This is a genomic window from Alcaligenes sp. 13f (assembly GCF_020496585.1).
Taxonomy (GTDB): domain Bacteria; phylum Pseudomonadota; class Gammaproteobacteria; order Burkholderiales; family Burkholderiaceae_B; genus Alcaligenes; species Alcaligenes phenolicus.
In genome coordinates this window covers 87,796-106,450 of sequence record NZ_JAHKKC010000008.1, presented here as the reverse complement: position 1 = coordinate 106,450, position 18,655 = coordinate 87,796, and the positions used below count along the sequence as shown (strand labels likewise).

At 58.1% G+C, this 18,655-nt stretch carries 15 protein-coding genes; 6 read left to right on the top strand and 9 right to left on the bottom strand.

What is annotated here, in order from left to right; translation table 11 throughout:
• The first annotated feature begins 183 nt into the window (after positions 1 to 183).
• Positions 184 to 984: a ThiF family adenylyltransferase gene (locus tag KOE80_RS08945; protein ID WP_035271118.1), complete on the top strand. Its 801-nt coding sequence runs from the start codon at positions 184 to 186 to the stop codon at positions 982 to 984.
• Here the strand turns inward: KOE80_RS08945 and KOE80_RS08940 are convergent.
• The 3 genes from KOE80_RS08940 to uvrA are packed head-to-tail and all read right to left on the bottom strand — an operon-like array spanning position 961 to position 8,409.
• Positions 961 to 1,611 carry an aminotransferase class IV gene (locus KOE80_RS08940; protein ID WP_083054119.1) on the bottom strand — a complete coding sequence of 217 codons (651 nt, stop codon included), beginning with the start codon at positions 1,609 to 1,611 and terminating at the stop codon, positions 961 to 963. The genes KOE80_RS08945 and KOE80_RS08940 overlap by 24 nt on opposite strands.
• 10 nt (positions 1,612 to 1,621) lie before the next feature.
• A complete protein-coding gene (gene pabB, locus KOE80_RS08935; protein WP_226348932.1) occupies positions 1,622 to 2,734 on the bottom strand; it encodes an aminodeoxychorismate synthase component I in 1,113 nt (370 codons plus the stop codon).
• Positions 2,707 to 8,409, bottom strand: coding sequence for an excinuclease ABC subunit UvrA (gene uvrA / locus KOE80_RS08930; protein WP_226348931.1), 5,703 nt, complete (start codon positions 8,407 to 8,409; stop codon positions 2,707 to 2,709). The genes pabB and uvrA overlap by 28 nt, the downstream gene beginning before the upstream one ends.
• 225 nt (positions 8,410 to 8,634) lie before the next feature.
• Between uvrA and KOE80_RS20305 the strand changes: the two genes are divergently transcribed.
• Together KOE80_RS20305 and KOE80_RS08925 are read left to right on the top strand one after the other, a co-directional pair.
• The gene (locus KOE80_RS20305) at positions 8,635 to 8,763 is read left to right on the top strand and encodes a hypothetical protein (RefSeq protein ID WP_003803595.1); all 129 of its coding nucleotides are present in this window, start codon (positions 8,635 to 8,637) and stop codon (positions 8,761 to 8,763) included.
• 251 nt (positions 8,764 to 9,014) lie between these two features.
• Positions 9,015 to 9,938 (top strand): glycosyltransferase family 2 protein, encoded by a 924-nt coding sequence (locus KOE80_RS08925; protein ID WP_226348930.1) that lies wholly within the window; start codon positions 9,015 to 9,017, stop codon positions 9,936 to 9,938.
• Between the two features lie 6 nt (positions 9,939 to 9,944).
• Here KOE80_RS08925 and KOE80_RS08920 read toward each other — a convergent pair whose 3' ends face one another.
• On the bottom strand, positions 9,945 to 10,445 hold the full coding sequence (locus tag KOE80_RS08920; protein WP_226348929.1) for a hypothetical protein: 501 nt from the start codon (positions 10,443 to 10,445) through the stop codon (positions 9,945 to 9,947).
• Positions 10,446 to 10,607: 162 nt separating this feature from the next.
• Between KOE80_RS08920 and ettA the strand changes: the two genes are divergently transcribed.
• The 3 genes from ettA (at position 10,608) to KOE80_RS08905 (ending at position 13,181) form a co-directional block, all read left to right on the top strand.
• Entirely contained in the window at positions 10,608 to 12,281 is a 1,674-nt protein-coding gene (ettA, locus tag KOE80_RS08915; protein WP_009455087.1) for an energy-dependent translational throttle protein EttA, read from the top strand.
• Positions 12,282 to 12,291: 10 nt separating this feature from the next.
• Positions 12,292 to 12,828: an isochorismatase family protein gene (locus KOE80_RS08910; RefSeq protein WP_009455085.1), complete on the top strand. Its 537-nt coding sequence runs from the start codon at positions 12,292 to 12,294 to the stop codon at positions 12,826 to 12,828.
• Between the two features lie 125 nt (positions 12,829 to 12,953).
• On the top strand, positions 12,954 to 13,181 hold the full coding sequence (locus KOE80_RS08905) for a glycine zipper 2TM domain-containing protein (protein WP_035271107.1): 228 nt from the start codon (positions 12,954 to 12,956) through the stop codon (positions 13,179 to 13,181).
• Between the two features lie 122 nt (positions 13,182 to 13,303).
• Here KOE80_RS08905 and KOE80_RS08900 read toward each other — a convergent pair whose 3' ends face one another.
• The 5 genes from KOE80_RS08900 to KOE80_RS08880 form a co-directional block, all read right to left on the bottom strand.
• The gene (locus KOE80_RS08900; protein ID WP_226348928.1) at positions 13,304 to 14,452 is read right to left on the bottom strand and encodes an aromatic ring-hydroxylating oxygenase subunit alpha; all 1,149 of its coding nucleotides are present in this window, start codon (positions 14,450 to 14,452) and stop codon (positions 13,304 to 13,306) included.
• A gap of 257 nt (positions 14,453 to 14,709) precedes the next feature.
• A complete protein-coding gene (gene minE / locus KOE80_RS08895) occupies positions 14,710 to 14,988 on the bottom strand; it encodes a cell division topological specificity factor MinE (RefSeq protein ID WP_009455079.1) in 279 nt (92 codons plus the stop codon).
• Position 14,989: 1 nt separating this feature from the next.
• Positions 14,990 to 15,805, bottom strand: a complete 816-nt coding sequence (gene minD, locus KOE80_RS08890) for a septum site-determining protein MinD (RefSeq protein ID WP_009455077.1) — start codon at positions 15,803 to 15,805, stop codon at positions 14,990 to 14,992.
• A gap of 223 nt (positions 15,806 to 16,028) precedes the next feature.
• The gene (minC, locus tag KOE80_RS08885) at positions 16,029 to 16,799 is read right to left on the bottom strand and encodes a septum site-determining protein MinC (RefSeq protein ID WP_026485162.1); all 771 of its coding nucleotides are present in this window, start codon (positions 16,797 to 16,799) and stop codon (positions 16,029 to 16,031) included.
• Between the two features lie 10 nt (positions 16,800 to 16,809).
• Positions 16,810 to 18,567, bottom strand: a complete 1,758-nt coding sequence (locus KOE80_RS08880; protein WP_035271102.1) for a glutamine--tRNA ligase/YqeY domain fusion protein — start codon at positions 18,565 to 18,567, stop codon at positions 16,810 to 16,812.
• Positions 18,568 to 18,655 lie beyond the last annotated feature (88 nt).

The window sequence follows — 18,655 nt, the reverse complement described above, 5'->3', positions numbered from 1 at the left end:
CCACTGTAGCGGGCTTTGATGCTGATAACTAAGGAAAAATACTAATTTGCTTATATGAGTGTTGCTATTTGGCAGGGCACAGTCAAGCCACCAGGGCATAAGGTCCGTTTCACAGGCTGGTCAGGGGCAATTAGACGTAGAATTAACGGGTTTGGCCGCATGGGCCGGTGATGGACAGATTGCATGACAGAGCAGCACAACATGGATGCCGAACGCCGTTTCGGCGGTTTGGATCGTTTGTATGGAGCCGGAGCGCGAGAGCGTCTGGCGGCCGCCCATGTGATGGTGGCGGGTATCGGGGGCGTGGGAACCTGGGCGGTGGAAGCGCTGGCCCGTTCTGCTGTGGGCCGGATTACCCTGATTGATCTGGATAATATTGCCGAATCGAATATCAACCGCCAGTTGCCTGCCCTGGACAGCACCTTGGGCATGGCCAAGATTGAAGCCATGGCCCAGCGCATTGCGCAGATCAATCCTCAGTGCCAGCTGCAGCTGATTGAAGATTTTGTCACCGAGGATAATGCGGCCAGCCTGATGGAGCAGCGTCCCGACGTGTTTCTGGATTGCACTGACCAGGCTAGTGCCAAGATTGCTCTGATCTTGCAGGCCAGGCGCTGCAAGGTGCCCCTGCTGAGCTGCGGCGGGGCAGGAGGCAAAACCGACCCGCTGACGTTGCGCCGGGGAGACTTGTCGGTAGCACGCCATGATGCCTTGCTGGGCAAGCTGCGCCAGATCCTGCGCAAGCAGCATGGCTTTGCGCGTGGCAGCGATGCTCAGGGCCGCGCCTTGAAGCGTGTGCCTCGCATGGGAGTGGATTGCCTGTGGTTCGAGCAGGAAACGCGTCTGCCACAGAACTGGACCCAGGCCGAAGACGGTGCGCTGCAAGGACTGGCCTGCGCGGGTTATGGCTCCGGGGTCACTGTGACGGCCAGCATGGGCATGCAGGCCGCCGACTACGCCTTAAACCGGATACTGAACCAGTAAGGCGTCCTGCCAGCCACGCAAGGCATTCGAGACTCGGATTGCCTTGGCGTTCAGTAAATCCTCCAGGGAAATTTCGGTTTCACGAGCCAGCTTGCTATTGAGAAGCGCCTGCCGTTGCACGCCGGGCAAGAGCCAGCCTTGGGCGGGCGGTGTCCACCACTGGCCCTGTTCGTCCTGAATATAAATATTGCTGCGGCTGCCTTCACAAACCCGGTTCTGTGTATCCAGATAGATCACATCAAAGATTTGGGGATGCTTTTCCAGCAGGGCGCTGGCCTCTTGATACCAGGGGCGATGCGTCGTCTTGTGCGAGAGCAGCGGGTCCTGAGCGGGCAGGGGTATGCGGGACAGGCATAGCTGTAAGGGGCCTTCCAGTGCTGGCAGTGCGTTCGCCTGTGCCTGGGCGCTGGCGTCGGCACCCCACAAGATACGTAGTCGCAAGGGAGTGTTGACCGGGGCCTGGCCCAACGCGGTATGCATGGCCTGCAACCAGGTTTGTGCATCCCAGTCGTAGCCCAGTTCCGCGCAGCTGCGTGCCACGCGCTCCAGATGCAGTTCCAGCAGGGGGATCTGGCCGTCTGCATCTACCCGCAAGGTTTCTATCAATTCAGGTTTGCTTTGGCTCATGATGCTGCCTTTAAGTCAGTGTTACAGGGGTCTGCAAGACACGTGCTTTCCACAAACACTCCAACCATTCCTGGTCCGGGTCTGAATCCAGCACAATGCCACCGCCCACGCCAAATGTTCCTTGACCATGATTGTTCAGCTCCAGACTGCGGATGCTGACATTCAGGGACAAGTCGCCCTGGGGGCTGAGATACCCCACCGAGCCGCAGTAAATACCGCGTCGCTGCGTTTCCAGTTGGCGTATGCATTGCATGGCGGCCAGCTTGGGGGCGCCGGTAATCGAACCACAGGGAAACAGGGCGCGTAGCAGGGTCTGCAGGCTCCAGTCCGGGTCTACCTCGGCCTGGATGCTGGAAGTCATGGTCCAGACGGAAGCGTATTGCTCTACATCGAACAGACTGGTGGTTTGCACGGTGCCGGTGCGGGCCACCTGGCCCAGATCATTGCGTAGCAAGTCCACAATCATCAGGTTTTCGGCCCGGTCTTTCAGGCTGCTTTGCAGCTCCTGGGCGTTTTTCTGATCTTGAACAGGGTCGGTATCGCGCGGGCGGGTGCCTTTCATGGGGCGGGTCCGCACAGTGTTGCCACGTTTTTCCAGAAACAGCTCGGGTGACAGCGACAGGATATGACGATCACCCAGATCCAGATAAGCACCGTAGGCTACAGGGTGGCGGCTGGCCAGTGCGGTATAGAGATCACGCGGTCCCATGCCGGATTGAATGCACAGGGGCATGGTGTAGTTGATCTGGTAAAAATCCCCGGCCTGCAAACCTTGCTGAACCTGGGCCAGTGCATCCCGATAGTCTTTCTGACTGATTTGAAGGCTGACCTTCAACTCGGGCTTTGCCTGACTATCCCATAAAGCCACTTCCTGAGCCTGCTCAAACACCAGCGCATTCAGGGGCGCATGGGGCGCTGGATCACGCGCAGACAGACGGGGTTCGAACAACTCGGCCAGTTCGTAGTCCAGTGCCAGGGCCACCCAGTGGCCGGCTTGGCGAGCCTGTTCGATTTTTTCAAAAGCAGTACTTAAGTCTTCCGGGCTACGAGCCTGGATATGGCCCAGGTAGCCCTGCATTTCCAGCGCATAGCCTTTTAGTCTGTCTTCAAATCGGCCATACATGCGCCGTGTTCCTTTAAAAATTCCGCCAGGGCCATGCCGGTATGCGAGGCATGGTTGGCTTGTACTTGATCCGGCGTGCCTTGCACCACCAGCCTGCCGCCGCCCGAGCCGCCTTCGGGGCCCAGATCGACAATCCAGTCTGCTTCGGCAATCAAATCCAGATTATGTTCAATCACCAGCACGGTATGGCCGGCATCGACCAGTCGGTGCAGCACCACAATCAGCTTTTCCACATCCGCCATGGACAGGCCTACGCTGGGTTCGTCCAGCACGTACAGGGTGTGCGGAGCCTTGTAGGCGCGGCCTGTGCGAGTCAGACCTTCGTCCAGACGAGCCTTGACCAGTTCGCTGACCAGCTTGACGCGCTGCGCCTCGCCACCGGACAGGGTGGGGGAGGGTTGGCCCAGGGTCAGATAGCCCAGGCCCACGCTTTGCATCAGCTGCAGGGGGCGCAATATTTTAGGATGAGCAGCAAAGTATTCAACCGCTTCGTCTACATCCATTTGCAAAAGCTGACCGGCGGAGACGTCGCGCCAGGTCACCGCCAGGGTTTCCGGATTGAAACGCTGGCCGTGGCAGGCGTCACAAGGCACCTTCACGTCCGGCAGGAAGCTCATTTCCAGGGTGCGCATGCCTTGGCCTTCGCACAAGGGGCAACGGCCATCGCCGGTATTAAAGGAGAAGCGTGAGGCGCTCCAGCCGCGCAGACGGGCATCGTTGGTGTTGGCAAACAGTTTGCGCACCTCGTCCCAGAAGCCGATATAGGTGGCCGGGCAGGAGCGGGGGGTTTTGCCAATGGGGGTCTGGTCTACTTCCAGCACGCGGTCCAGGCTTTCCCAGCCGCTGATGCTGGAACAACCCTGCCACACCGGTTTTTCTTTGCTGCCGACAACGCGCTGCAAATTATCCAGCAGCACATCGCGGGCAAAGGTGGATTTGCCGGAGCCTGACACGCCCGTCACCAGACTGAGCTTGCCCAGCGGAATACCGGCCTGGACCTTGTTCAGGTTATGCAGGCTGGCATCGTGCACCGTCAGCATGGGTGCATCGGCCTGGACGGGACGGCGCGCCTGCATGGGGTGCTTGAGCGGTTCGCGCAGATAGCGGCCGGTCAGCGAATTGGGGTTGGCCTCGATTTCTGCCAGCGTGCCCTGCGCGATGACCTCACCGCCGCGTTTACCGGCACCGGGGCCCATATCAATAATGTGCTGGGCACGGCGTATGGTGTCTTCATCGTGCTCGACAACTACCAGCGTATTGCCGTTGCCTTCCAGACGCGCCATGGCGTTCAGCAGAATCTGGTTGTCGCGCGGGTGCAGACCGATCGTGGGTTCATCCAGCACATAGCAGACGCCCTGCAGGTTCGAGCCTAACTGGGCGGCCAGACGGATACGTTGGGCCTCGCCACCGGACAAGGTGGGGGCGGCACGATCCAGCGCCAGATACCCCAGGCCCACTTCGTGCATGAAGTCCAGACGGCTGCGGATCTCGTTCAGAATGTCGCGCGCAATATCGGCCTCACGGCCACTCATGTTCAGGCTGCCAAAAAAGGTCTGCGCTTCATCCACGGGCAAACCGGCCAGCTTGGCAATGGATTGGTCGCGCCATTCAAAAGCCAGAGAGACCGGGTTCAAGCGTTGGCCGTGACAGCTTGGGCATTCCACGGCTTCGCCTTCGTAGCCGTTATTCCAGCTGTTTTCCTCGCCCGTTTGTTCCTGGTCGAAGCCGGTCAGCTTCAAGCCCGTACCAAAGCAGTCCTTGCACCAGCCGTGCTTGGAGTTGTAGGAGAACATGCGTGGGTCCGGCTCGGGGAAGCTGGTGCCGCAGCACGGGCAAGCCCGTTTGACGGAGAAGTGTTGCTGGCTGGCCGTGGACAGCGGTTGACCTTGTCGGCGTTGTTCCAGCGACATGGAACCCGATGGCGTCAGGGGAGCCAGCACACTGAAGGAGCCGTGACCCAGCTCCAGCGCCTCGCGTATGGCTTGGCGCAGTTGCAGTTCGTGGCGAGGATCAATAATCAGGTCGGCCACTGGCAGTTCCAGCGTGTGTTCGCTGTAACGATCCAGACGAGGCCAAGGGTTGACGGGGATGAACTCGCCATCCACGCGCAGATGGGTATAGCCCTTGCCCTGCGCCCATTTGGCCAGGTCGGTGTAGTAGCCCTTGCGAGCGGTGACCAGGGGAGCCAGCAAACCAATATGCTCACCCTTATGATCACGCAGCAATTGCGCGGCGATTTGCTCGGCCGTTTGCGGGGCCACAGGCACATGGCAGTCCGGGCAGTATTGGGTGGCCAGCTTCACATACAGCAAGCGCAGGAAATGGTGGATTTCCGTCATGGTGGCCACGGTGGATTTGCGACCCCCACGGCTGGTGCGCTGCTCAATGGCAACGGTAGGTGGAATACCGTAGATTGCGTCCACATCGGGCTGACCGGCGGGCTGCACAATCGCGCGGGCGTAGGCGTTCAGGGACTCCAGGTAGCGGCGTTGACCTTCGTTAAACAGAATGTCGAAGGCCAGGGTGGATTTGCCCGAACCGGAGACACCCGTCACGACGGTGAAGGTGTTGTGCGGGATGTGCACCGAGATGTTCTTCAGGTTGTGTTCGCGTGCATTCAGGATGGCGATCTGGCCATCGTTGCTGCCGCCCGAGCTGGCCTTGTAATCCACCTCGGGTTCCTGGAACAGGGCCGAGCCTTTACCCAGAATGGCTTGTTCGTATTCTTTCAGGGCATGGCCGGTGTGCGATTGCTCCAGCGCCATGATGTCGCCAGGCGTACCCGCGCCCAGCAATTGGCCGCCATGCTCGCCACCTTCGGGGCCCAGATCAATAATCCAGTCTGCCGCGCGGATCAGGTCCAGATTGTGCTCAATAATCAGCAGGCTGTGACCAGCGGCCAGTAGCTTGCGGAAGGCGCGCATCAGGCGGGCAATATCGTCAAAGTGCAGGCCGGTGGTGGGCTCGTCGAACAGGAACAGATTGCCTTTCTTGGCGACCTTCACCTGGCTTAGACGGGTGCGCGAAGCCTGGGCCAGATAAGCCGCCAGTTTCAAGCGTTGTGCCTCACCGCCCGAGAGCGTAGGCACAGGTTGGCCCAGTTTCAGGTAATCCAGGCCCACATCGGCCAGGGGTGCCAGGCCGGTTTGCACATCGCGCAGGCCTTCAAAGAACTCCATGGCCTGATGCACGGTCATGTCCAGCACCTCGTCAATCGAGGCGCTGCGACCAAAGTGTTCGATACGCACTTCCAGCACTTCGGGGCGGAAGCGCTTGCCATCGCAATCCGGGCAGCGCAGGTACACGTCCGACAGGAACTGCATTTCGATATGCTCAAAGCCCGTGCCGCCACAAGTCGGGCAGCGGCCATCGCCACTATTGAAGCTGAAGGTGCCGGGCGTGTAACTGCGTTCTTTGGACAGCGGGGCCTGGGCAAACAGCTTGCGGATAGGGTCAAAGGCACCGACATAACTGGCCGGGTTGGAGCGGGCCGTTTTGCCAATAGGCGTCTGATCCACCATCACTACTTCGGCAATTTGCTCGGCGCCCAGCAAGGCACCGTAAGGGCCAGGGGCTTCCGTTGGTTTGCCTTGCTGTTTCAGGATGGCCGGGTAGAGCACGTCCTGGATCAGCGTGGATTTGCCCGAGCCGGAAACACCGGTCACGCAGACCAGACGGCCCAGCGGAATGGACACGGAGATATGACGCAGATTGTGTGCGCTTACGTCTTCCAGCAGCAGGCGCGGGGTGTTGTCGGCCACAGGCATGGGGCGGGGCGACTCGATGCTGAGCTCGCCACTCAGGTAGCGGCCTGTCAGCGTTTCCGCGCCGCGCAAGGCTTGGGGCGAACCATCAAACAGAATCTGACCGCCACGCTCGCCAGGGCCGGGTCCCATGTCCAGAATACGGTCGGCGGCCACCATCACTTGCGGGTCGTGCTCGACCACGACCAGCGTGTTGCCATTGCCGCGCAGACGATGCATTACTTCAATAATGCGGTGCATATCGCGTGGGTGCAGGCCAATCGAGGGCTCGTCCAGCACGAACAAGGTGTTCACCAGCGAGGTGCCCAGTGCCGTGGTCAGGTTGATACGCTGCACTTCGCCGCCAGACAGGGTGCGGCTTTGGCGGTCCAGCGACAAATAGGACAGGCCCACATCGCACAGATAATCCAGGCGGGACAGGGTTTCCTTCAAGAGCAGATCAATGGCCGCATCACGTGCATCGCCAAAGTGCAGGCCTTGGAAAAAGCTGCGTACGTGCTCGATAGGCAAACGCATCAGGTCCGGGACGCTCAGGCCGGGCATGGCATCCAGTTGCTCGCGCAGCCAGTTTGAATGCACGGGCATGAAACGTGGGTAACGGGAATCGGCGGGGGCCGCCTGATCGCCCACACGCCACAAGCTGGCTTCGGGTTTCAGACGCGAGCCGGCGCAGGCCGGGCAGGTGTTGTAGCTGCGGTATTTGGACAGCAGCACACGCACGTGCATCTTGTAGGCGCGCGACTCCAGCCAGTCGAAAAAGCGCTGTGCACCGTACCACTGGGTTTTCCAGGCCTGATTGCCGCCTTTCCAGTCCGGGGTGCCGTTAATCACCCAGTCGCGCTCTTCCTGGCTCAAGTCTTTCCAGGGCACGCTCAGGCGTACACCGGCTGCCGGAGCGTAGCGCTCCATCTCGACCTGACATTCTTTGTAGCTGGCTGTCTGCCAAGGGCGGATCGCACCTTCCAGCAGGCTTTTGCTGGGATCGGGAACGACCAGGCCGTAATCAATACCCATCACGCGGCCAAAGCCACGGCAGGATTCACACGCGCCCAGGGGCGAGTTGAAGGAGAAGGTGCTGGCAACCGGCGTGCTGTATTCAATATCGCACTGGGCACAGTGCAGGCCCTGGCTGAAACGCCAGGCGGTTTCCGGGCCATCGGCACTGGCCGAAGCATACACCGTCAACTTGCCTTGTCCGTGGCGCAAGGCCGCTTCGATCGCTTCCATGAAACGTTCCGGCTCTACCGTGCTGGCACGGAAGCGGTCCTGAATCACATAGAGAAGCTTTTGCTCCGTGGGGGCGGCTTTGCTGCTTTTGCCCTTTTTCGTGCTGCTGCTGGCCGTGACGGTCTGTGTTTCTTCGTGGTGCAGGCGGGTGTAGCCCTGCTGATGCAGCAAGGTTTCAATTTCTTGCTGCGTGAAGTTGGCCGGAACCTTGACGGCAAAGGTCAGAACCAGGCGTGGGTCATCGTGGTCCTCTGCCAGCTTGCGAATCTGTTTGGCGATGCTGTCGGCATTGTCGCGGCGCACAGGCTGGGCGCACTGGCGACAATACAACTCGCCCAAGCGGGCGTACAGCAGCTTGATGTAATCGTTCAGCTCCGTCATGGTGCCCACGGTGCTGCGCGAGTTGCGTACCGGGTTCACCTGATCAATGGCAATGGCGGGCAAGATGCCTTCAATGCGATCGACCTGAGGCTTGTCCATGCGGTCCAGGAACTGGCGCGCATAGGGGGAGAAGGTTTCTACATAGCGTCGTTGGCCTTCTGCATACAGAGTGTCAAAGGCCAGCGAACTTTTGCCTGAGCCGGAAACGCCGGTAATAACCAATAACTCGCCCGTTTTGATACGTACATTCAGGTTTTTCAGAGTGTTCTGGCGGGCGCCAAAAATGCGAATTTCTGAGCTCATGGCAAGGTCGGCTTTCTGGAGAGGGCAGAGTAGGGAAGCGGCAGCGAAAAGGCCTGTCAAACAGGCCCCATGCGCCAGTGAGAGCGGTACACGCCAGCAAGGTGTTGCCAGGGATGCACACTCTAGCCTTTGTATCTTAACGCGGATTACGGTAGAATTTCTGGTTAGCTATTGCGCTTTTGTCGGGATCATCCGGCAGGGCTTACATTAAGATCGGAGATCACCATGGCGGAAATCAAACGCACTCGCCGCAACACGCTGGAGCGTCGTTGCCTGGGTAAAGCATTCAAACGTCTGTTTGTGCGCGCACCCAAGGGCGTTTTCAAAATGCTGGAAAAGGTCAAGCGCGTCTAAGTGCCTGGCTTGAGCGGTGTACAAGCAGAAACCTGATTTTTCAGCTTGAAATCACACCCAGCAGCAAAAAAACCACAGGCTTGCCTGTGGTTTTTTTGTGCGCGTTTGATTTTGCTTCGGGTTTGTCTGGAGCCCTGCAGATAGTGCGCTGTACAGCGCCGTGCTTGCTTTATGATGATGTCATTCTGATGCAGATGTAAGTAGCTGCCCGTAACAATAATCAAAACAGTGGTTTATGGGGACACCCGCGTATGGAATGGCGCCATTTGTTCACCGTCCTGACACCTAGCTATAACCGCGCTCACACCTTGGAGCGCGTCTATCGTTCCTTGTGCGAGCAAACCTGTCAGGACTTTGAGTGGGTGGTCATTGACGATGGTTCCACAGACGGGACACGGGAACTGGTGCAAGGCTGGCAACAGCAAGCCTCCTTTCCGATTCATTATGCCTGGCAGGAAAATCGTCACAAGAAGGCGGCGTTCAATCACGGCGTGGCTCTGGCCCAAGGTGAACTGGTCGTTGCTTTGGACAGTGATGACACCCTGCTGGTGAATGCGCTCTACGATATGGCGCAGATCTGGGCCGACATCCCTGTATCAGAGCGAGCAGCTTATGCAGGCATTACGGGTCTGTGTGTGCGACCGGATGGCAAGGTCGTCGGGGATATGTTTCCCCAGGATATTTTTGATGCCAGCTCTTTGGACATGAGTTTTCGCTACCACGTGCGGGGCGAGAAGTTCGGCTGTTTGAGTACCGCCGTACTGCGCAAGTTTCCCTTTCCCGATCAGATCGACGGCTTTGTGCCTGAAAGCCTGGTGTGGCGGGCGATTGCCCGTGCGGGCTACAAGAACCGATTTGTGAACACCGTATTCCGTGTCTACCACGACAGCCCGGACTCCTTGTCGGTGCAAGGCAAAACCAGCCAGCAACATGCACTGGGCTTGTGGCTGCTGGCGCAGGATACGGTGGTGAAGTGTCTGCCCTGGTTCCGCTACGAACCCAAGGCGTTCTTGATGGCTGCCGCGCGTTACACCCGCTTTGGGCTGCACCTGCGTGCCAGTGGGCGCAAGCCACCAGCAGGCTATGGCTTGAAAGGCCTGGCGTCTTATCTGCTGGTGAGTTTGATGTGGCCGGTGGGTGTCGCTTTATATCTGCGGGACAAGCGACGGGCCTGAACGCGATTAGTGCAGGGTGTGGCCGTGCACGCCCGGTTCCGGGCGGTCATCATCGTCGTCCTCGTCGTCTTCATCCGTCTCATCCTCGACGGCGAAGGCATCTTCGCTCAGGGCGAAGGGTAGTAATTCTTCCAGGGTCTCGGTCCAGGCGACTTCCTCGCCTTCTTCGTCCACTTTGATAAAGCGCACAGGCTCGGCATCACTTAACTGGATGGCCCACAGGTAACGGCAGGCGTAGACCGCCGTGTCCTTGGGGTCCAAGCCGCCGCGGTTGCCCACGATGCGGGCCTGTTCGCCGCCTACCTGCACAATCGTGAATTCGCTTTCGTCTTCATTCTTGTCCAGGGGCATGGCAAAGATGACCCATTCAAAGCCGGTTTCTTCCGCTCCCACGATCTCGGCCAGGACGGCACGACCCAGGTAGGCACTCAGCGCATCGGCGGTGCGGCCCAGGGTTTCGATCTCTTCGGTGGTAAATACAAGTTCAGGGGCGTCAGGTGTGGGCATGGCGTTTTTGGATTGTCAGCAAAAGTGAGTATATTACCTGAGACAGGCCTGCACTCAGGCCGGGTGTTTCGTTCTGAACCTGACAGAAGCGCACCTTTCGGGCGCCAAACGCCTACAATCCCAGTTTTCCGAACACGACCTGTTTTTCCTTTTTAGGTTTATATGGCTCAATACGTTTATTCGATGAACCGCGTGGGCAAGATTGTGCCGCCCAAGCGGCAGATTCTGCGCAATATCTCCTTGTCTTTTTTTCCAGGTGCCAAGATTGGTGTGCTGGGCCTGAACGGCTCGGGTAAATCCACCTTGCTCAAGATCATGGCCGGGGTAGATACCGAGATCGAGGGCGAAGCCGTCCCCATGGCGGGGATCAAGATCGGTTACCTGCCACAAGAACCTCAGCTGAACCCCGAACACAGCGTGCGCGAAGCCGTGCAGGCCGGTTTGGGTCAGGTGTTCGAGGCGCGTCAGCGTCTGGAACAGGTCTACGCCGAATACGCCGAGCCCGACGCAGATTTTGACGCTCTGGCCGCCGAACAGGCCGAACTGGAATCCATTATTGCCGCCGCCGCGACCAGTGGTGCGGACGACATCGAAACCCAAATGGAAATCGCGGCCGATGCGTTGCGTCTGCCACCTTGGGATGCCTCCATTGCCAACCTGTCCGGTGGTGAAAAGCGTCGCGTGGCCTTGTGCCAGTTGCTGCTGTCCAAGCCTGATATGTTGCTGCTGGATGAGCCCACCAACCACCTGGACGCGGAAAGTGTGGATTGGTTGGAAGTTTTCCTGCGCCAGTTCCCCGGCACTGTAGTAGCAGTCACTCACGACCGTTACTTCCTGGACAACGCCGCCGAGTGGATTCTGGAACTGGACCGTGGCCACGGTATTCCCTGGAAGGGCAACTACAGCTCCTGGCTGGAGCAGAAAGACGACCGCCTGAAGCAGGAAGAGGCGTCGGAAAGTGCTCGTCAGCGCACCATCAAGAAAGAACTGGAGTGGGTGCGCCAGAACCCCAAGGGACGTCAGGCCAAAGCCAAGGCCCGTCTGGCCCGTTTCGAGGAACTGTCCTCGCACGAATACCAGAAGCGCAACGAGACCCAGGAAATCTTCATTCCTGTGGCCGAACGTCTGGGTAATGAAGTTATTGAATTTGAAAACGTCAGCAAGGGCTATGGCGATCGTCTGCTGATCGACAACTTGAGCTTCAAGGTGCCAGCTGGTGCCATCGTCGGGATTATTGGTCCTAACGGTGCCGGTAAGTCCACCTTGTTCCGCATGCTGGCCGGTAAAGAACAGCCTGATTCCGGTACGGTCAAACTGGGCCAAACCGTCAAGCTGGCTTATGTGGACCAGTCGCGCGATGCCCTGGCTAATGAAAAGACCGTCTTTGACGCGATTGCCGATGGCGCAGACCTGCTGACCGTGGGCCGCTTTGAAATGCCATCGCGTGCGTACCTGGGCCGCTTCAACTTCAAGGGCGCGGATCAGAACAAGATCGTGGGCAATCTGTCTGGCGGGGAGCGTGGTCGTCTGCACCTGGCCAAGACCCTGATCGCCGGCGGCAACGTCTTGCTGCTGGACGAACCATCCAACGACCTGGACGTGGAAACCCTGCGTGCCCTGGAAGATGCCCTGCTGGAGTTTGCCGGCTCGGTCATGGTGATCAGTCACGATCGCTGGTTCCTGGACCGTATCGCCACCCACATTCTGGCTTTTGAGGGTGATTCGCAGGTCGTATTCTTTGATGGCAACTATCAGGAATACGAAGCAGACAAGAAGAAACGTCTGGGCGAAGATGCTGCCAAACCTCGTCGTATCCGCTACAAGTCCCTGAAATAAGGAAAGTGCCATGCCTGTGCTCAATGCTCACCAGTCTTTCGTCCTGATTGTGGATATGCAAACGGGGCTCCTGCCCGCCATTGCAGACCACCAAGCCTTGGTCGAACGGGCCGGGAAGCTGGCACAGGCGGCGCGTCTTTTAGGGGTGCCGGTGCTGGCAACCGAGCATTGGGCCGAGAAAATCGGCCCAACCGATGCTTCTTTGTTGCCACATATTGATAAAGTGCTGCATAAAACCCACTTCGATGCCACGCGCGAAGCCGATTTTTTGCCTGCCTTGCCGGTAGGGCGCACACGAGTCTTGTTACTGGGTACAGAGTCTCACGTGTGTGTGTTACAAACTGGCCTGGGTTTGATGGAGCGCGGTTATGAACCTGTGCTGGTCGGGGACTGCGTAGGCTCGCGCCATCCCGAGTCCCGACAAGCCGCCTGGGATCGCTGGGCGATGCATGGATTGGAGCGCGTTAGCGCCGAAATGGCCATGTTTGAATGGCTGGAAACGCCGGCTAACCCTGTATTCAAGCAGGTTCTGGCTTTGATCAAATAAACTGAACAAAAGCTGAATTACATCTGTTGCGTTGCCTAACAATAGGGTCTGGACTAATTGGCTCCGTAGGGTGAAGATAGACTTTAATGCCGTGTTGAGCACGGATACTTCACGGAGGTTTACGGATGAAAATGACGACTATCACTAAAGTGGGTATGGCCACGGTTCTGGCCGTCGTGATGGCGGGCTGCTCTTCCTGGGATGGTATGAGCAAACGTCAAAAGGGTGCCGTAACCGGCGCGGGTCTGGGTGGTGTTGCCGGTGCAGTGATTACTGACGGCGGCATTCTGGGTACGGTCGGTGGCGCAGCGATTGGTGGCGTGATCGGCGATCAGATCGGCAAGAACCGCTAAATTCAAATTCTCTGATTGAGCTGAAACGCTCATCGGATTAAAAGCCTCAAAGCCTGGGAGATCCCTCCCGGCTTTGAGGCTTTTTTCTTGCTTAGGGCAGTAAGCAGGCTTGTGGTGATGTCTTACGGGTGGTGCCGCTCGTCCATCATGGAGCGATACCATTCGTGAAAGTGCTTCATGCCGTCTTCCAGCGGTGACTGGTAGGGGCCTACCTCGCAGACCCCACGCTCCATCAAGGCGCGGCGGCCGGCATCCATACGTTCGGCAATCTCATCATCTTCTATGGCCGTTTCCATATAGGCGGCGCGTTGTGCTTGCACAAAGTCACGCTCGAAGGCCACGATGTCTTCCGGGTAGTAGAACTCCACCACATTCATGGTTTCCTGCGGCCCCTTGGGGTACAGCGTAGAGAGCACCAGCACATGCGGATAGATCTCGATCATGTGGGTGGGGAAGTAGGTTACCCAGACGGCACCGAAATCCGGTGCTTCGCCCTGGCGGTAGGCCAGCAGATTGTCATGCCATTGGCGATAGGTAGGTGAGCCTGGATTGGCCAGGGCCTGATGCACGCCGACTCGTTGCAGGCTATACCAGTCGCTGAACTCCCACTCCAGGTCATCACAGGTCACGAACTGACCCAGACCGGGGTGGAAGGGGGCGACGTGATAGTCCTCCAGATAGACCTCGATAAAGGTCTTCCAGTTGTAGTTGCACTGGTGGATTTCGACGTGATCCAGCACATAGTCCTTAAAGTCGAATTCAGGTCGGCTGAACAAGGCGGCCATATCCTGGGCTGGATCGCGCGGGCCTTCAAACAGCAGGCCATGGCAATCGCGCAAGGGGTAGCGTTCCAGGTTCAGACAGGGCTTGTCCTTGAAACGGGGAGCCGCCAGCAAGTCGCCTTGCGCGTTATAAGTCCAGTTGTGCAGGGGGCAGACAATATTGCCGCCTGTGCTGCTCAGGGAGCCGTGGTTGGCCTGATTGGGCTGGCCGGGCATGCCACCAAGCATCAGGGCCTGACGATGCCTGCAGACGTTCGAGAGCAGTTCTACGCCGTGTTGGCTGCGTATCAGAGTACGGGCAGCGTTTTCCTGGATCAAGGTGCGCCAGTCGCCGGGTTCGGGAACAAGTTTTTCATTGCCGACGTACAAGGCCGACTGCTGAAAAATACGCTCTTGTTCGCGCTCGAACAGAGCGTGGTCGAAATAGGCGCTAACAGGAAGCTGGGGGTGAGCGGGCACAAGACGTGCCATCTGACCGAGCTCGGTCATGATTCCCTCCGCATGGGTCAATAAGCCAGGCCTCAGGGGGCATCGATGGCACTACTTGCCATCTCTGGCGCGAAGAAAAATCGGAACGGGCCGATTACCAAGGGAAAATTGTACCTGATCTATTAGCCGCCTAGCCGCATTGCGCTGCTCGTTGCAGGTGTTTTGCGGCTTGCTTTTGGTATAGGCAGCAGCCATGAAAATGGCCATCCGCAAGGGATGGCCATTTCAAGCAGCAAAGTTTTTTTGTCAGCGACGCTTTACTTGTTTTCCAGCGTGCTGGCATCAATTTGCGGCATTTCGATTTTGACTTCCAGCACTTCCAGCGAGTCCTGGCGATCAAGGTTCACCTTGATGTCATCGGGATTAATCTTCACGTAGCGCGAGATCACTTCGACCAGCTCTTTTTGCAAGCGGGGCAAGTAGTCCGGGGCAACACCCCCTTGGCCACGTTCGTTAATAAGGATCAGTTGCAGACGGTCCTTGGCAACTGTTGCCGACGTTTTCTTGTGACCGAGCAGGAAGGACAGGAAAGACATATTACTTTCCTCCGAACAGGCGCTTGAACAGACCTGGCTTTTCGTAATCCACAAAACGCAATGGTTTTTCGCCACCCAGGTAACGATCTACGATGTCCTGATAGGCCTGGGACACATCACTTTCCTTGATATGGATAACGGGTACTCCTTGGTTGGATGCTTGCAGCACGGTTTCCGACTCGGGGGTGACACCAATCAGCTTGATGCGCAAGATATCTTCAACGTCTTGCAAGGACAGCATCTCGCCGTCCGACACGCGTTTGGGGCTATAACGGGTCAACAGCAAATATTCTTTGATGGGCTCTTTGCCCTGTTCACCACGTCGCGATTTGGCGGCCAGAATGCCCAGGATGCGGTCCGAGTCACGAACCGAGGACACTTCGGGGTTGGTCACAACCAGCGCATCATCTGCGAAGTAGGAGGCCATCAAGGCGCCGGTTTCGATACCTGCGGGCGAGTCGCACACAATGTATTCAAAACCCATGCCCTTGAGCTCTTCCAGTACTTTTTCCACACCTTCGCGGGTCAGCGCGTCTTTGTCACGCGTCTGGGAAGCGGGCAGGATGAACAGATTTTCCAGCTGCTTGTCACGGATCAGGGCCTGGTTCAATGTGGCTTCGCCCTGGATCACGTTGACGAAGTCATACACCACGCGTCGCTCGCAACCCATGATCAAGTCCAGGTTGCGCAAGCCAACGTCAAAGTCGATGACCACGGTCTTGTGACCGCGCATCGCAAGACCAGATGCAAAACTGGCACTGGTGGTGGTTTTGCCCACGCCACCCTTGCCGGAGGTCACTACAACTATACGCGCCATGACAATCGGATTCCTTTGTTTTTCAAGTCACATAATCGTAAAGCATAACGGGCCTAATTTTGACATCCGTTCTGCCACTTAGCCTACTGCTTAGAAACAAAACATATCAATTGCTTTGTTCCGTGTCAGCTTACACGGTTGCGCTTGCACTTGCTTGCTCTCATGCGGGCTCTCAGTGCAAGCCTCTATAAAAAGCGCCGGCAAAAGCCGGCGCCTTGTACTGCTAGGAGCTCAGAGGATCAAATCTGAGCGTATCTTCTTCCAGCGTGACGACAACGGGCTTGTTGCGTAGCTGTGCATCCAGTCGCGTTTCAATAATGCGATACACACCGGCAATGGCAATCAGTTCCGGGTCCAGCTCGGTGGTGAAGATGCGTGCTTTTGCATCGCCACGGGCACCAGCCATGGCCTTGCCGCGCAGTGGTCCGTAGACGTGGATATTGCCATCGGCTACCACTTCTGCACCCTGACTGACCGCCCCGATCACGATCAGATCCGTGTGGCGCGCGTAGATGCGCTGGCCGGAACGCAGCTGACGGTTGATGATGAGCGCAGCCGGAGCAATAGCGGGCGGTGGCGGGGCGACCGCCGCGGGTGCTTCTTGCTGGGCGGCTTGCGACAACACGGGCACTTCCTTGTCCGGTGCGGCCTGGGTTTGGGGGCGGGCTGGCGGATTGGACAACTCCACATGCGGCAAGCCGCTGTCGATGGCGTTATCGGCATGGTCAGGGTGGGCAATGATACCCACCGGGTGCAGCTTGTGCTCACGCAAAGCGGCAACCAGGGTGGCCCAATCCACCGGCGCATCAATAGCGCTGGCATCAATGACGACGGGTTCGTCCTCAAAGAAGGAGCCAGCGTCTTTCATGCGTTGAGACAGAGCGGCTAACTGCTCGGCCGTGTCAGCCGAACGCAGCACCACCCGCACGGCGTACAGCGTGGCGCTTTTGAAATCCAGGGCCTGCGGCCCTTTGGCATGAGTCTGATCGTTCACGTCAATAGCCTTAGACCCAAGTGTCTTTCAGGGTCGTAGTACGGTTAAGAACGGGTTTTTCTGGCGTGGAGTCTACACGGTCCGCCACAAAGTAGCCCAGGCGTTCAAACTGCCAGCGGGCATCGGGCGTAGCTTTGGTGCCGGGTTCCAGCCACCCCTGAATCACGCGCAGCGAGTTCGGGTTGATGTGCTCCAGGAAGTCCTGGTCGGCTGCATCAGGCTGAGGGTGGGCAAAGAGACGGTCGTACAGACGAATCTCGGCGGCAATCGCGTGCTCGGCGCTGATCCAGGTGATATTGCCCTTGACCTTGACCGAGTCCGCGCCGGGCGTGCCGCTCTTGGTGTCGGGCAGGTATTCCGCCAAAACCTGGGTGACATTGCCTTGCTCGTCCTTGACGCAGCCGGTGCAACGCACGACATAGCCGTACTTCAGACGCACGGTATTGCCGGGGAACAGACGGAAGTACTTTTTAGGCGGCTCTTCCTTGAAGTCCTCGCGTTCAATGTACAGGCGGCCGGAGAAGGGGAACTCGCGTTGGCCGGCTTCCGGATTGTGCGGATTGCGCGGTGCGTGGCACAGCTCGCTTTGGCCTTCCGGGTAATTGGTAATGATCAGTTCGATCGGGTCCAGAATGGCAACGCTACGGTCGGCCACCGGGTCCAGATCATCGCGCAGGGCTTGTTCCAGCAGGCTGTAGTCCACATGTTGGGCTGCCTTGGACACACCCAGGCGGTCGGTGAACAGGCGGATGGCACCGGCGCTGTAACCACGGCGGCGCAAACCGGCCAGGGTAGGCATGCGCGGATCGTCCCAGCCCGATACGTGGTTTTCCTGAACCAGCTGGCGCAACTTGCGCTTGCTGGTGACCACGTAGGACAGGTTCAGACGCGAGAACTCGTACTGCTTGGGCAGCGGGTCGGACAACTGACCCAGTTCGACCAGGCGTTCCAGAATCCAGTTATAGAAGGGACGCTGGTCTTCAAATTCCAGGGTACACAGACTGTGGGTGATGCGCTCGAGCGCGTCTTCGACGGGGTGCGCCCAGCTGTACATGGGGTAGATACACCATTTGTCGCCAGTGCGATGGTGTTCGGCATGGCGGATACGGTACATGACCGGGTCGCGCATATTGATATTGGGCGAACCCATATCGATCTTGGCGCGCAGGGCCATGCTGCCATCGGGGTGCTTGCCGTCGCGCATTTCGCGCAGCAGCTTGATGGACTCCTGGGCAGGGCGGTCGCGCCAGGGCGAGTTCACGCCTTTTTCAGTCAGGGTGCCACGGTTGGCACGCATTTCTTCGGCGCTTTGCTCGTCAACGTAGGCATGGCCCGCGTTCACCAGGGCTTCGGCGAACTGGTACATATAGTCGAAGTAGTCGCTGGCAAAGTACAGGTTCTCTTCTTTATTGAAGGTCCAGTCAAAGCCCAGCCATTTCACCATGTCGATAATGGCGTCCACGTACTCCTGTTCTTCTTTTTCAGGATTGGTGTCGTCAAAGCGCAGGTGGCAGGCACCTTGGTAGTCGCTGGCCAGTCCGAAGTTCAAACAGATACTTTTAGCGTGCCCAATGTGCAGATAGCCGTTGGGCTCGGGGGGAAAGCGCGTACGGATACGCGCGGCATCAACAGCCGCCCCTTCCTGGGTACTGGCCGGGCCTGGCTGACCGGCCCAGGATTTTTGTGCGTAACGGCCAGCGCTCAGATCCTGGTCGATGATCGTGCGCAGAAAATTAGATACGGGAGCGGGAGTGGTGTCAGAGGTCATACACGTTTGAAATAAAGAAGCCGACAGACTAATCGGCCATTTTGCCACGTTCTTGTTTTAGAGGGGTATTTACCCCATGAACGGGTTC